Origin of the sequence: Chryseobacterium soldanellicola (assembly GCF_900100115.1) — a bacterium.
In the GTDB taxonomy this organism is placed as follows: domain Bacteria; phylum Bacteroidota; class Bacteroidia; order Flavobacteriales; family Weeksellaceae; genus Chryseobacterium; species Chryseobacterium soldanellicola.
The window spans coordinates 716,444-731,140 of sequence record NZ_FNKL01000004.1; the positions used below are offsets into that span (position 1 = coordinate 716,444).

At 34.7% G+C, this 14,697-nt stretch carries 17 protein-coding genes and 1 pseudogene; 7 read left to right on the forward strand and 11 right to left on the reverse strand.

Translation table 11 applies throughout. The annotated features are described in order from the left end of the window. Window positions 1-462 precede the first annotated feature (462 nt). Window positions 463-894 (forward strand): PCC domain-containing protein, encoded by a 432-nt coding sequence (locus BLT04_RS17385; protein ID WP_089757058.1) that lies wholly within the window; start codon window positions 463-465, stop codon window positions 892-894. 82 nt (window positions 895-976) lie between these two features. Here the strand turns inward: BLT04_RS17385 and BLT04_RS17390 are convergent, their stop codons facing one another. Continuing rightward, window positions 977-1,603 carry a chloramphenicol acetyltransferase gene (locus BLT04_RS17390; RefSeq protein WP_089757059.1) on the reverse strand — a complete coding sequence of 209 codons (627 nt, stop codon included), beginning with the start codon at window positions 1,601-1,603 and terminating at the stop codon, window positions 977-979. 209 nt (window positions 1,604-1,812) lie between these two features. Between BLT04_RS17390 and BLT04_RS19190 the strand changes: the two are divergent. The 6 genes and pseudogenes from BLT04_RS19190 to BLT04_RS17420 form a co-directional block, all read left to right on the forward strand. Then, window positions 1,813-2,661: pseudogene (locus BLT04_RS19190) on the forward strand (NAD(P)-dependent oxidoreductase); the annotation flags it as partial. A gap of 140 nt (window positions 2,662-2,801) precedes the next feature. After that, window positions 2,802-3,392 carry a TetR/AcrR family transcriptional regulator gene (locus BLT04_RS17400; protein WP_089757061.1) on the forward strand — a complete coding sequence of 197 codons (591 nt, stop codon included), beginning with the start codon at window positions 2,802-2,804 and terminating at the stop codon, window positions 3,390-3,392. Window positions 3,393-3,463: 71 nt separating this feature from the next. Next, complete coding sequence (locus tag BLT04_RS17405; protein WP_089757062.1) at window positions 3,464-3,922, forward strand: hypothetical protein; 459 nt, start codon at window positions 3,464-3,466, stop codon at window positions 3,920-3,922. Between the two features lie 2 nt (window positions 3,923-3,924). Then, on the forward strand, window positions 3,925-4,227 hold the full coding sequence (locus BLT04_RS17410; protein ID WP_089757063.1) for a DUF3817 domain-containing protein: 303 nt from the start codon (window positions 3,925-3,927) through the stop codon (window positions 4,225-4,227). Continuing rightward, entirely contained in the window at window positions 4,224-4,592 is a 369-nt protein-coding gene (locus tag BLT04_RS17415) for a rhodanese-like domain-containing protein (RefSeq protein WP_089757064.1), read from the forward strand. Before BLT04_RS17410 ends, BLT04_RS17415 begins: the two co-directional genes overlap by 4 nt. Before the next feature lie 194 nt (window positions 4,593-4,786). Beyond that, window positions 4,787-5,293 carry a pyridoxamine 5'-phosphate oxidase family protein gene (locus BLT04_RS17420; RefSeq protein ID WP_089757065.1) on the forward strand — a complete coding sequence of 169 codons (507 nt, stop codon included), beginning with the start codon at window positions 4,787-4,789 and terminating at the stop codon, window positions 5,291-5,293. Window positions 5,294-5,394: 101 nt separating this feature from the next. Here BLT04_RS17420 and BLT04_RS17425 read toward each other — a convergent pair whose 3' ends face one another. The 10 genes from BLT04_RS17425 to BLT04_RS17465 form a co-directional block, all read right to left on the reverse strand. Next, window positions 5,395-6,051, reverse strand: a complete 657-nt coding sequence (locus tag BLT04_RS17425; protein ID WP_089757066.1) for a DUF6766 family protein — start codon at window positions 6,049-6,051, stop codon at window positions 5,395-5,397. Between the two features lie 19 nt (window positions 6,052-6,070). Further along, entirely contained in the window at window positions 6,071-7,588 is a 1,518-nt protein-coding gene (locus tag BLT04_RS17430) for an FAD-dependent oxidoreductase (protein ID WP_089757067.1), read from the reverse strand. 2 nt (window positions 7,589-7,590) lie between these two features. Further along, window positions 7,591-7,719: a hypothetical protein gene (locus BLT04_RS19100; protein ID WP_262484157.1), complete on the reverse strand. Its 129-nt coding sequence runs from the start codon at window positions 7,717-7,719 to the stop codon at window positions 7,591-7,593. Window positions 7,720-7,745: 26 nt separating this feature from the next. Then, window positions 7,746-8,498 (reverse strand): SDR family oxidoreductase, encoded by a 753-nt coding sequence (locus tag BLT04_RS17435; protein WP_089757068.1) that lies wholly within the window; start codon window positions 8,496-8,498, stop codon window positions 7,746-7,748. Between the two features lie 6 nt (window positions 8,499-8,504). After that, window positions 8,505-9,302, reverse strand: coding sequence for an SDR family NAD(P)-dependent oxidoreductase (locus BLT04_RS17440; RefSeq protein ID WP_089757069.1), 798 nt, complete (start codon window positions 9,300-9,302; stop codon window positions 8,505-8,507). 6 nt (window positions 9,303-9,308) lie between these two features. Next, on the reverse strand, window positions 9,309-9,809 hold the full coding sequence (locus BLT04_RS17445; RefSeq protein ID WP_089757070.1) for a CinA family protein: 501 nt from the start codon (window positions 9,807-9,809) through the stop codon (window positions 9,309-9,311). A gap of 36 nt (window positions 9,810-9,845) precedes the next feature. After that, window positions 9,846-11,015: a zinc-dependent alcohol dehydrogenase gene (locus BLT04_RS17450; RefSeq protein WP_089757071.1), complete on the reverse strand. Its 1,170-nt coding sequence runs from the start codon at window positions 11,013-11,015 to the stop codon at window positions 9,846-9,848. Between the two features lie 48 nt (window positions 11,016-11,063). Continuing rightward, on the reverse strand, window positions 11,064-13,205 hold the full coding sequence (locus BLT04_RS17455; protein WP_089757072.1) for a catalase: 2,142 nt from the start codon (window positions 13,203-13,205) through the stop codon (window positions 11,064-11,066). Between the two features lie 215 nt (window positions 13,206-13,420). Then, window positions 13,421-14,035: a Crp/Fnr family transcriptional regulator gene (locus tag BLT04_RS17460; protein WP_228421992.1), complete on the reverse strand. Its 615-nt coding sequence runs from the start codon at window positions 14,033-14,035 to the stop codon at window positions 13,421-13,423. Window positions 14,036-14,069: 34 nt separating this feature from the next. Next, window positions 14,070-14,666, reverse strand: a complete 597-nt coding sequence (locus BLT04_RS17465; protein WP_089757073.1) for a Crp/Fnr family transcriptional regulator — start codon at window positions 14,664-14,666, stop codon at window positions 14,070-14,072. Between the last annotated feature and the right edge of the window lie 31 nt (window positions 14,667-14,697).

Consider the following 14,697-nt stretch of genomic DNA (forward strand, 5'->3'; position numbering starts at 1 on the left):
ACTTCGTCATATCTTTTAAAAAAAAAATAATCTGTGGGGTTGATGTGATCCTTTTGTTTACAGTTTTTAAAAAATTCTAACGAAAATAAAATACAGTTAATAATTTTTTAATGAAACAAAGAAAGAAAAAATGATTAAAATTTTCTTCAATTAGAATACCACATACATACCACGAATAGCGTCAAACAAGTAATTATTCTATTTTTTCTAATTACGGGTTATTTTATTTGAGAATTCAAATGTAAAAGATTCTTACTGTATTTTTTTATGATCGTAGTCAAGGATTTTGACATTTTTTTATAGTATGGAAGTTGTCTCTACCTAATTAATTTTTTCTTCTGCGTTTATGGTATGCTATTTGGATGAATCTGACGGGAATTATTCTTTCTTTATGCTTTGTAATCAAGTCTAGTAGGCATAACCGGCATTCTTGAAAGTGAAATATCACATAAAATATCTACTATGAATATCGAAACTTTGGAAGGAGATCTTTGGATTGCCAAAAAAATTGAGAACAGCTATGTTGTAAGCGTAAAAGATCAGTCAAGCCTCAAAATTGCGTTTACGGATTTCTTACATTCACAACAGATTTCTGAAGGACAAATTACGGGGATGGGAAATGTAAACGAAATTGTTTTAAGGTTTTATAATCCTTCGAGTAAAGATTTTTTTGATGTAAAATTTAATGAAACAGCAACAGTTTCCGAAGTTTCGGGAAGCTTTTCAATGCTACAGGAAAGGCTGATTTTTAATCTGGAAATTATTCTTGAAAGGGAAAATCATACTTCATTGACCGGAGGCTTCGTAGATGCTAAAATCAACGGGATGAATAGTTTTTTCCTGTTTCCTTTAAAAACTGAAGTGATTAAAAAGGAAAACTTTACAAATAATTAATTCCTTCACATTTTGAATTATATAGAATTTTTTATACTGAAAAAGTAGGTGAATTATTTTCTTTATTGCTTAAAATTTCATTCTAAACATCAAGCTGTCTTTGAAATTCTTCTAAATATTTTGCAATGTGAAAACCATCTGCCAGACCATGATGCAATTCAACAGAAACAGGCAAGAATTTTTTATTATCTCGGGTTATAAATTTCCCGAAAGTAATTTTGGGCACAGATTCTGTCTTATCAAGCGGCGTCGGATGAAGTAAAGCGCTGAAAGAATTCCATGGAATAGTAGAATGCCTGATCAGATTTTTGCCCAACTCGCCATTATTCATTCTAAGTCCGGAACAATTTTGTACTTCCTGAATTTCTTTTTGTAATTCAGCATTAAAGACTTCAGAATTTTCTGAAAAATGAATGAATGCAAAGCCAAAAGTTCCGTCTGTCCTGCCAATAGTCGTTCCGGCATGGATCTCGTCAAATAGAACGATCTGATTATCAAGTATTCTTAATTTAAATTCATCAACAGAATTTGCTGCAACCATCGATTTATGAAGATAATAGGCAAAAAATGAATCGCCGTTTTCTTTTACTTTTTCATAGGCTTTTGTACATTCAACCTCGGTTGTGAAGCCGAAATACGGACTTGCCATTTTCGAGAAAAACTCAAAGTGCTCCTTTCTGTTCCATTCCTCAATATCTATAACCTTCATTTTCGTTTAAATTTATAGGCAAATTTCTGAAAGTTTTATTGTTTTTTTCACTTGTAAAAAAGGAAATTTATGGTAAGGCTAAAAAAAATCGAGGATCAGCTTTCTCATTTTATCAGCAGATAAATTATATAATTTTCTATTTATTATGGTAAATTTACATCATCTTAATTCTTTTGCAGGAAAAATTAAACTAACAATCAAATTTTAATGAAATGAACGAAGAGAAAATAGGATTTATCGGTTTAGGAAATATGGGCCATCCAATGGCAAAAAACTTAGAAAAAGCAGGATTCCCGCTTGCTGTTTATAATAGGACAATTGAAAAAGCTGAAGATTTTAAAGAGAAATCAATAGTTTACACCAATGTTCAAGATCTTGTTAAAAATAGTGATATTATTTTCACAATGCTGACAAACGATGATGCCGTAAAATCTGTTTATGAAGAAATTTTTTCATTAGATATCAGCGGAAAATTATTCATTGATATGAGTACAATTTCTCCTGAAAAAACCAATGAAATAGCGACTGCTCTTTTCATAAAGGAAGCTTCTTTCATTGATGCTCCCGTTGCGGGAAGCACAAAACCTGCGGCCGATGGCAGTTTGATTATTATGGTGGGTGGTGAAGAAAAAGATCTGCAAAGAGCACTTCCCTATTTAGAAAAATTAGGAAGGCAGATTAAGCATTTGGGTGAAAATGGAAAAGGAATTGCTGCAAAGTTGTCTGTTAACTATTTTATTTCAATTATTTATCAAGGTTTGGCGGAAACTATTCTGTTTGCAGAAAAACTGGGAATTGATCGTAAAGAGATGCTTGACATTATCAATGAAAGTGCAAGCGGAAGCGGTGCCACAAAGGTGAAAACTCCTCTTTTGATCAGTGAAAATTACGAGCCGGCTTTTGCATTGGATTTGATGTTAAAAGATGTTCTTTTATCTAAAAATGCAGGTGCTAATTTTCCATTGTCTGCTGTTTTAACAGAAACTTATCAATCCGCGCATGATGCAGGTTTTGGAAAAGATGATGTAATTGGAATTATTAATTATCTTAAGAAATAATTATTGTTTATTTGATTATTTAGTTAATAATTTTTTTAAAAACATTCTTAAAATTTTCTGAAACTTGTAATTTTCAGATCCTTTATTTTATTTGAAATGAACAGTAAAAATCGTTTCTTTGTATAAATGAGCATTGTTTAATGAAGAAATCAGAAGCTACCCGTTTAAATATTCTCCAAAAAGCATTTGAATTAATCTATATTAACGGGTATCAAACAACCAGTGTTGATGAGATTATTGCGACCACTCAGGTCACAAAAGGGGCGTTTTATTATCACTTCAAAACTAAAGACGAGATGGGTTTGGCAATCATCAATGAGCTGATGAAGCCTAACTTCGAAAATACTTTTATTAAACCGCTTCAAGGTGTTGAAAATCCGTTGGATAAAATTTATCAGCTGATGTATTATATTTTGATTGAAAATGATGTTTTAAAAGTTGAATATGGCTGTCCGGCATCCAATTTTACCCAGGAAATGGCTCCCTGGAATGTTGATTTCACAAAGGCTCTAAATGAACTTTCGCTTCAATGGGAAAAAGCAATAATAGACTCTATTGAAAAAGCAAAAAACAATGGGCAAATCAAACCTTTTGTTGATGCCAAAGAAATTGCTGTTTTTGTTATATCCGGCTATTGGGGAGTAAGAAATTTAGGAAAACTTGAAAATTCTAAATCAGTCTATCTTGTTTATTTAAAAGGACTTAAGTCTTATTTTGATTCGTTGAAATAATTTTTTTATTAAAAAACATACTAATTAGTATGTTTTTGTTTTACCTTTGTTGCGTTATTAAAAATTTGATAATGTATCAGACGCTTACTTTTTTGCACTCCACTTTTAGATGGTTGGTTTTATTGAGTTTAGTTTACGCCATTTTCACGGCTTACAAAGGTTATTTTTCAAATAAAAAATTTTCAAAAACAGATAATTCCGTCAGACACTGGACTGCAACGATTGCTCATATTCAATTGGTTTTGGGCATTACATTGTATTCTCAAAGTCCGGTTATCAGGTACTTTTGGAAAAATTTTAACGAAGCAAAAGAATCATTGGATCTTTTATTTTTTGGCTTGATTCATATTTTTCTGATGCTGTTTTCAATTATTTTAATAACAATTGGTTCGGCAATTTCAAAAAGAAAAACAACTGATCAAGAGAAGTTTAAAACAATGTTGATTTATTTCATTATTGCTTTGGCTATTATTTTCATTGCCATTCCGTGGCCGTTCTCCCCTCTCGCTAACAGACCTTATTTCAGATAATTATGATTAATTTATTCAAAACTAAAATCGGAAGATTAAGAATTATTGCTATTCTTGAAGGAATTTCATTGCTGACCTTAGTCTTTATAGCCGTTCCAATGAAGTACGGATTTGACAATCCTGCTTTTGTAAAGGTAATGGGACCCATTCACGGGGCATTATTCTTACTTTTTTTATTTAACACTTTAAGCGTCGGTGTAGAGCAAAACTGGAAGTTTAAAGAAATAACCTGGAAAGTACTTTTAGCGTGTATTATTCCGTTTGGAACATTTTATATTGACAGAAAAATTTTAAGTAAATTATGAAAAACGTATTAATTTTTTGCGGAGTTCTTCTTCTCATTTATATTGTTTATCGTGTTTATACCTATCAAACTTTAGACAATGGCTTGGATAAATTAATTAAAAACGGAGCTGTCATTCTCGATGTAAGAACCGAAAAAGAATATGAAACCGGTCATATCGCCGGTTCCCAAAATATTTCTTTAGGAACAATTAGAGAAAGATATGTTGAGCTTGATCCTGAAAAGACCTATATCACTGTCTGTTCTCACGGGTTAAGAAGTGTGAAAGTTGAGCATATTTTAAAGGAAAAAGGCTTTAAAAAGGTTTACAACGGTGGAGCCTGGAGTGATTTGCAAAAAAGCTTTAATTTAAAAACTTCAGAATAAAAATAATTTTTTGTGTACAGATTATTGACTGTAAAAGAAGAAACAGTGGATTTTATAGAATTTTAATTAAATAAAAATGTTTTCTTACTATTTTAAATTATGGTCGGATTTTTGAATAATAAAAAATATTAATTAAATGACTCATTTCAGTTAATTTATTATTAGTTCAAACAAATCACTTAAAATATAATATTATGTCAACAGAAAATCTTAGCCATCTTGAGGCAGTCAAAAAAATCAAAGAACTTTCAGAAAGCGCAAGAATCTGCATGTTTTGTACAGATCTGGAAACTTTGCCCATCAATTCCCGGCCGATGACGCTTCAGGAAACTGATGATACCGGAAATTTATGGTTTATCAGCAGTGAAGCAAGCAATAAAAATTTTGAAATTAAAGAAGACCGACGTGTGCAGCTTTTCTTTATGAATAACGGTGATTCTCAATATCTTTCTGTGTACGGAACTGCTTCTGTTTACAAAGACAAAAGTACAATTGAAGAAAAATGGTCGCCAATGGCAAAAGCTTGGTTTGATGGAAAAGATGATCCGAATGTCTCAATTATCCGTGTAGAGCCTAAAGAAACATACTATTGGGACACAAAAGCCGGCAAATTAGTAAGCTTATTAAGTTTTGTAGCTTCTGCAGTTACCGGAATTAAAACAAATAATGCTGATGGCGTGGAAGGAAATGCAACAGTTTAATTAATTGGTAATTTTTTATACAAAAATAAAAAGCAGTGAAAAATTTTCACTGCTTTCTTTATTTATTATTTTAATTATATTTTAAATTTTAAAGAATTATTTTAAGGTGTTTCATCGTGAGGCATGTCGACAGGCTTCGATTCCGGGGAACCTTTTTCACGAAGCCAGATAGAAAGGATTACGATTGAAAATACAGCTAAAAATTCACTTTGCCAGTTTTGAAAAGATTCAAACCAGAATCTGGAATCAGAAATGTAATGAATGGCTGTGGTAGTGGGCTGTTCTTTAGAAATCTGCTCTTCATTATAATCTTTTAAACTTCCGTAAAAATGCATTCCAAAACTCAGTAAAAATAAAATCGCGAATGCTATCGAAAGAGAATGATTGTATAATTTGAGCCAGATTCCGCCTTTTTTTACGGGCCACGGTGCTTTGGGATGCGGTTTTGGTTCTTTATCAACGTCTTCTTCACCTTCTAAAGATTTTGATTCGCTGGAACCTTTTTGCCTTAGTGAAACGGTAAGTACAATATAAAGCATCATCTGCAGGAATTCACTTTCCCAGTTTTCAAAAGTGGCCTGGATAAAATGCCCGCTGTGAATATATTGCCCAAAACTGAGCAACGCATTTCCGTTTTCGGCCAATTCTTTATTTTCTGTTTTCCAACCTGTGAAAAACTGTCCTAAAAGGCATGAAAGCATCAATGCCAGCAAAACAATGCTTAAACTATTGCGATAAAAAAAACTGTTTTTAGACATTTTAGCTTAATTTTTAGTGTTAATTTTTATTTTCAATTCTTTGCAGGCCTTTTACAGTGGGACCTGTGAGTATTTTTCCGTTGACATTAAACCTTGATCCGTGGCAAGGGCAATCCCAGCTTATTTCGGCACTGTTCCAGCGGACTTCACATAAGGCATGCGGACAGGTACTTTTTAGCACATGTGACTTCCCGCCGGATTCTTTATAAACGGCATAAGATTCACCTTCGTGTTTTACCACCTTTGCCTGTCCGTCCTTAAGCTCTGCCAGAGATTCTATCTTTTCAATGAAAATTTTATCTTTTATAAAATCAAAAACAACACTGGCCTGCTCTTTTACAAATGTTCCGGCTCCTGCCATTGGCTTTATCCTGGCAGGATCAAATAATTTTTCATATTTATTAGGAATATTAAGAATTAAATCACATATAATCTGTGAAGAAATTGTACCGAAAATCATCCCGTTTCCTCTGAAGCCTGTTGCAGTGAAAATTTTTCCATTGCTTCCGGGAAGCTTTCCGATATACGGAAGGCCGTCAACAGGCTCGTAATACTGACTTGACCAGCTGTAAACTGCAGCATTCACATCAAAATATTCCCGGACATAATTTTCCAGTTTTGAAAAACATTCGCCGGTATCTTCTGTATGGCCTGTTTTGTGGTCTTCACCTCCAGCAATTAATAAATTTTCACCATTAATTTCCTGAATTCTATAATAATGATAAGGATCCACAAGGTCATAACCCAAATCTTTAGGATAATGATCTCCGTTTAAGCTAAAAGCAATCGCATAACTTCGGTAAGGAGCATTCATAAAATGCAGAATATTGACTCCGGGAGGAATGTGGGTGGCATAAACGACATTTTTAGCCTTAATAATTCCTTTTGAAGTTGTTAAAATCACTTCTTCTTCCTGCTCTTCATGGCTTTCACAAAGGCAGTTTTCTACAATAAAACCTCCGGCGTTAAGGAATGCTTCTGCAAGTGCTTTGATATATTTAACAGGGTGAAATTGTGCCTGATCAGGAATAACAGCCGCTTTTTTAAAAGGTACCGGAAACGGAATATCATTTGTATAAATCATCTGATGACCGACTTGCGCGGCTCCATCAACAATATCGATGAGCTGTTTTTCCTGTTTTTCGTCTAAGGCAAAAAGATAGCCTGTTTTCTTCTCATAATCACAGTCGATGTTAAACTCACGAATATTATTTTTAATAATATTGTTTGCCTCAATTCCGACAAATTTAAGGAGCTTTGCATTATTTAATCCAAAATCCTTAATAGCTTGAGCGTAAGTCGTATCAAAGAAGTCATTTAAATGAGCGGTTGTACCTCCTGTTGTTCCGAAACCTATATTTGCAGCTTCCAGAAGAATGCATTTTTTTCCGGAAAGCTGAAGTTTTAAAGCCGTGGAAATACCCGTAATACCGCCTCCGACAACTGCAACATCAAACAATTGATCGATGTCGACATCTGCAGAAAATGTTTTAATTTCTTCCTGCCAGATGCTTTTTCTTGCTCCGTCCCTGTTCATGTTTAATTAATTTTTAAAGTATCATTTTCAGCAACCAGGTCATATTTATTTGTTGTATCCTCATCTTCACAAGGCAGATTACAGGATGTAGCGCTTAATGAGCATAGTGTTAATAAGATTGTTGTTTTCATAATAATATTTAAATGGTGTTTTTATTTTATCCGTTTACAATAATTCCGCCGTTGGGATGCAGAACCTGGCCTGTAATCTGAGCCGCGGCATCAGTTGCGAGAAATAAAAAACTTGCTGCAACTTCTTCCGGCGTGGCATTTCTCTCAAAAGGAGGTTTATTAGGATCCTCTTCCTCTTCACCAAAAGTTTCTTTGGTAAGCGGAGTGGCAACAGGCCCCGGAGCGACGGCATTCACCCGGATTCCTTTGGGCTTTGACTGCAAAGCGAGAGATCTTGTAAAGGAAACGATCGCGCCTTTTGTAGCCGAATAATCTAATAATTCTTCATGCCCCTGATAAGCGACAGCTGATGTCGTATTAATGATACCGGCACCTTCTTTCAGATAAGGAAAAGCAACTTTTGTCAGTAAAATCATTCCGATAATATTTGAATTAAATGTTTTACGAATATTTTCTTCCTCTAAATTTTCAATATTATCTGAAGGAAACTGTACACCGGCATTGTTAACCAGAATATCAATTCCACCAAATTCTGAAACGGTTTTTTCGACACATTTTTTGCAAAATTCGTAATCATTGATGTCACCGGAAAACATAATGCATTTTCTTCCGAGCGTTAAAATTTCATTTTTTGTTTCTTGAGCAGTTTCATCGTCGTCATAGTAGATGAAAGCAATATCGGCACCTTCCTGAGCAAAAAGCAAGGCAACGGCTTTACCAATTCCGCTGTCAGCTCCGGTGATTAAAACAGATTTATTTTGTAATTGTAAATCTCTCATAAACAGTTATTTTTCGTTAACGGGTTTTTGCATTTCTCCCATTCTGTGAGCAGCCATACTGTCGGTTGCAATATTGGTCATGGCCACAGAAAGCTTATTTTTTAAGCCTGAAATTACTTTATCATCGCCATTCATTAAGGCATTATATCCGTCTAATGCCACTTCTTCTGCCGGCGCCAAATTATCTTTATCCTCTAGGATTTTACTTTCATTCATATCAGCTTTATTGAAAAAATCGGTGTCTGTAGGACCTGGCAAAAGTGCTGTTACAGTGATTCCGGTATCTTTTAATTCCTCTCTGATCGCTTCAGACCAAGATAAAACAAAGGCTTTCGTTCCGTGATATACAGAATGCCAAGGCCCGGGCGCTTTACTTGCAATAGAAGCAAGATTTAAAATTTTTCCGGAACCTTTTTCAAGTCTGTCTTTTAAAAACAGCTTTGTTAAAATAATCACTGAAATGATATTCAGATTTACAATATCTACTTCCCGATGAATATCTGTATCCTGGAACTTGCCGTAAACGCCTTGTCCGGCATCATTTACCAGAATTTCAGGACTGATTCCGTTTAATTTTAAATCAGCATATAATGAATAAGCATCTTCTTCAATAAATAAATTTTTTGAAATAGAAATGACATTAACTCCAAATTTTTTAAACTCATCAGCTTTTACCTCTAATTCTTCATGATTTCTGGCAACAATAACAAGGTCATAGCCGTTTTTAGCAAATAATTTGGCGAGCTCATAGCCTATTCCGCTGGTTGCGCCTGTGATAAGGGCATATTGGTTCTTACGTTCCATGTGAGTTTACTTTAAAATTAATAATTGATTAAGCTCACTTTTAAGACATCCTAAAATGAATTCTGTGTAATACATTTGCGCATTCAAAGCCTGAGTTTTAGGATGTAATTCTAATTTTTTCGTTAAAACAATTTCACCTTTATATGAAAATGAGAAAAAAGCAAAAATTTTATACATTGAATTTCTTATGGGCGTACAATATCCTGTTGTAGCAATTGACCAGTCGGATTTAAAAAGTTTTGCAATATTTAAAGCCATTGTTTCTGCAATCGTATCTGAAACGCAATCGCATTCTTCAGCTTCAGATCTGTCGACATTTAATAGTCTTACTTTTTCGGGTAAAGTATAGGCTGTCATGCCGCCTTTATAAAACAAAGATGCGTTTGGCATTTGTGAAAAAGCAAGCTGTAAACAACCTGAAGTAACACTTTCTACGACTGAAATCGTTTCTCCTGCTGTCAGTAATGACTGACTTATATATTCTAAAAGATTTTTTTGGAATTCCATAATTTTAATATTTGAGTGGTTTTTAATTAAATTTAATTACATTTTCCAAGGATCTAAGACAACTTTTACACATTCGTCTTCTTTCTTATGGAAAATTTCGTAGCCTTTTGCAACTTCATCCAGAGCGAGACGGTGTGTGATAATATCGTCTAATTTCACTTCGCCATTTTCTACATGTTTCATTAATTTATCGATAATCGGATGTACGGGAGCCTGGCCGGCTTTTAAGGTAATTCCTTTGTCGAAAATCTGTCCTAGCTTAAAATTGTCATAATTAACGGGATAAACTCCTAAAATTGAAACAATCCCACCTCGTCTGACTGCGCTCATACAGGCTTCCAAGACTTTTATAGATCCTTTTTCAAAATTTAAAACAGCCTTGGCTCTGTCCAGTAAATTTCTTTCAGGCTCAAATCCTACGGCATCAATACAAAGATCTCCACCGCGGCCGTCTGTAAGGTCTCTGATTTGCTTAACGGTCTGGTCTGCATCTTCCCAAAGAATTGTTTCGCAGCCTGTTAAGGTTTTAATTTTGTCAAGCCTGTACTGTAACGTATCAACTACAATGACTTTTTTTGCATTGTGTAAAATTGCACTTTTCACAGCCATTGAACCTACAGGGCCGGCCCCGAAAATAACAACAGTTTCTCCACCTTTTAATTCACCCCACATAACGCCTGTGTAGCCTGTCGGGAAAATATCGGTTAAAAATAAAACCTGTTCATCGGTAAGATTTTCGGCAACTTTTCTTGGGCCGAAATTGGCGTAAGGAACTCTTACATATTGTGCCTGTCCGCCATTATAACCTCCGTAAAGGTCTGTATATCCAAACATTCCACCGCCTTTTTCAGTTAAAATCCCGCCTTCAGGGCCATAATGCTCGGGATTACTGTTTTCGCAGGCTCCCGGAAGGTCGTGCTGACAAAAATAACATCCTCCGCATGCTATCGGAAAAGGAATAACAACCCGGTCACCGACGCTTAGGTGAGTAATGTTTTTTCCCACTTCTTCAATAATTCCCATAAATTCATGTCCCATGACCATTGGTCTCAGCTGTGGAAGCCCACCGGAATACATATGGAGATCACTGCCACAGATGGCTGTAGAAGTTACTTTTAAAATTATATCATTAGGATCCTGAATGATAGGATCATCAACGGTGTCGCAGGTAATGGTACCTGGCGCGTGAAAAACTGCAGCTTTCATACTATTAATATTTTGTTGGTGTGTGTGATTTGATTTTTTAAGATGATTTTATGCCAAATTATTACGTTCTTTTTCAAGTTCCCAAACCCTGTGGGCGGCAACAGCTTTAATAAAATCGGCATCCGGGTTTTTGCTTTTATCCGTAACAATTGCGGGATCTTCATGTTTTTTACCGGCTACATCGCTTGCATTATAAATTTCTTCTGTTCCTGCTCCGAAATAAATGGCTTTACAATGGCTGTAAGCATCATTTATAAATTCTAAAACATGCTTTTTATTTTCAGGATTTAAAAGCTCTTTTGCAGAATCTGAACCCGCAGAAATGTATAAGGCGTCGAAGCATACGCTTTTAATGCTTGTCAATGAATGCTTTGGAATAAGTGGATTTCCGGTATTTGTTTTAACCGGAGCCAAACTTGGTGCAATAATTTGTACGCGTGCTTTTTCTTTTTCGATTTTTTGCTTTAGAGAAATGACTGCATTTTCGTCTGCTCCATTTGCCATAATAAAACCTATTGTTCTGCTCGAAATGGTATCTTTTACGGTATTTTGCATACTTAAAGCCTCAGAAATTTTTGTTTCCGGTTCTCTTTCTTCGCTTTGCAAATCTTTCGGATTGGCATCTGCCGGAATACTTTGGTTAGGCTGCGCTAGTTTTTTAACTTTTACGCCTAATTTTTCCGCTACTTTTGTTGCTAAATCTTTATCAATAAATGCCAACTGACCGATTACTCTTTCTCTGATTTCAGGAATGGTAACCTTAGACAATTCAAATGTCAGCGCTTTCTGAATATGGGTTTTTTCCGGAAGTGACTGGCTGTTGTAGAATAATTTTGCCTGAGAATAATGATCAACAAAACTTTTGCTTCTTTGTCTCACTTTAGCTCCGGACATCGGCTCCTGATGTGATGCAAAACCACCCTCTTTCATCATCGCCTGAAATGGGCAGCCACCACCGATAGAATTAGGCTCATAGCTTACCTTTCCTTTTGCAATCTGCTGTCTCATGTGGCCATCTCTTTGGTTGTTATGAACAACATTGATTGATTTATTGATAGGAATTTCATGGAAATTGGGTGAGCCTAATCTTGATAATTGCGTGTCTGTATAAGAAAATAATCTACCCTGCAATAAAGGGTCATTACTGAAATCAATGCCGGGAACCAAATGACCGGGATGGAAAGCCACTTGCTCTGTTTCAGCAAAGAAATTATCCGGATTTCTGTTAAGTGTCAAAGTTCCGATGATTTCTACAGGAACCACTTCTTCGGGAACTAATTTTGTAGGATCTAAAAGGTCAAAGTCAAAATCATGCTCTTTTTCTTCAGGAATAATCTGTACTCCAAAGTCCCATTCCGGGAAATTACCGTTTTCTATGGATTCCCATAAGTCTCTTTTGTGAAAATCCGGATCAACACCAGAAATTTTCTGCGCTTCATCCCAAGCCACAGAATGGACTCCTAATTTTGGCTTAAAATGAAACTTTACAAAATGTGAAGCTCCTTCGCTGTTAATAAACTTAAATGAATGTACCCCAAAACCTTCCATCATTCTCAAGCTTCTTGGAATCGCTCTGTCACTCATTACCCACATGATCATGTGCATGCTTTCGGGCATTAAAGAAATAAAATCCCAAAAAGTATCATGCGCTGAAGCTGCCTGCGGAATTTCATTGTCCGGTTCCGGTTTTACGGCATGAACAAGGTCGGGAAATTTAATCGCATCCTGAATAAAAAATACAGGAATATTGTTGGCCACAAGGTCATAATTCCCTTCTTCAGTATAAAATTTTACGGCAAAACCTCTTACATCTCTTGCAAGATCTGTACTTCCCTTACTTCCTGCCACAGTAGAAAATCTTACGAAAACAGGAGTTTCCTTTCCGACTTCTGTTAAAAATTTTGCTTTGGTATATTTTTCAATGCTTTTATTAAGCTTAAAAACCCCGTGAGCACCCGAACCTCTTGCATGAACAATTCTTTCAGGAATTCTTTCATGGTCGAAATGTGTAATTTTTTCTCTTAAAATAAAATCTTCAAGCAAAGTCGGCCCGCGGTCTCCCGCTTTTAAAGAATCCTGGTTGTTATTAATTTTTAGTCCTTGATTTGTAGTGAGTTTCTGATCTTCATTTGAAGTTTTAAATGAATCTAGCTGGTCTAGTTTTTTGTTTGGGTCTTCATTTGTTTTCATAATAATTAAATTTGTTTGTGGTGTGAATGACTTGTGTCAATTTTTTAATTTTAGATTAAGCAATAGCAATACTAAACAACAATTAATAATTTGATGTTTAATTTATATTTAACAGGAAAAAATTAAGAGGGATCTGCTTTTTTGGCAGTAAAAGTAATTTCTATACCAAATATACCTTATTTAGACCCTCTTTGTTTATGATCTGGATCATACATTTAATATAATATTTGCTTATTTTCAATTTTTAATGCATTTTCTTTTTCCATTTTTTTCAAGGTTCTGATAATCGTTTCTACGCGAAGACCCGTAAGATCAGCAATTTGCTGCCTTGTTAATTGTATGTGAAATGAAAAAGGATCAATCTTCTCATGAAAACTTTTCAGATAATCCATTAATCCTTTTATTCTTCTTATAGGATTTTGTGATGCCATATTTTGCATCATAAGCATCTGATAATGTAATCGATGAGAAAAGCAGTTATTAAGTTCTATTGAGGTTTCAGGATATTCTTCAAGGATTTGAAAAAAGCGGCCTTTCGGTAATTTATAGATCACGGATGGTGCTAATGCAACGGCATTCATCGGATATTCTTTGTCAAGAAATAATGGGGAATCACCAAAGCTTTGATTTTCACCCAAAATATTGTGAATAAATTCTTTTCCGTCTTCATTATAATGATTTATTTTAACCGTTCCGCTAATGGTTTGATAATAAAATAAAGCCATATCACCTTCCTGGAAAATAAATTCCTTTGGCTTATAATTTTTAATCTCAGCACCAAAAGATGTTAAAATTTTTTCATCAATTTTCATGCAGCTAATAGTTTTCATAGTTTATTTGGTGTTTAGATTTAAATTTTCAGGGTTAATATAAAATTTTTCTGTTTTCAATTTGTACCATATTATCTCTTTCCATTTTTTTGAGCGCTCTGATAACGGTTTCCACACAAAGACCGGTGAGGCTTGCCATTTGTTGCCGTGTCAGTGGAATTTTAAAGGAAAAGGGCTTATCTTCATTGTGAAAGCTTTTAAGATAATCCATCAAGGTTTTAAGCTTTACGGCGGGATTTTGAGAAGACAGTGTTTGCCCCATAAGTAGTTTATAATAAAGGTTTTGTGAGAGATGAGTATTCATATCAAAACATACATCGGGATTTTGCTTCAGCAAATCCATAAATATATTTTTTGGAAGTCTGATTATGTTGCAAGAAGTTGTAGTAACTGCATTAATCGGATATGGCTTATCCATAAATAGTAAAGATTCCCCAATGCTCTGCCCGTCTTTAAGAAGATTTTGAATGATTTCTTTACCATCTTCATTATAATTGTTGAGCTTTACCTCCCCTGTAATGATCTGATAGTAAAAACATGGCGAATCACCTTCGTTGAAAATAATTTCTGCGGGATCATACTGTCTGACATTTGCTCCCATAGAATACAAAATTTCTTCACTAATTACCATAATAATTAATTTTTTAATATTAAATGTGAGT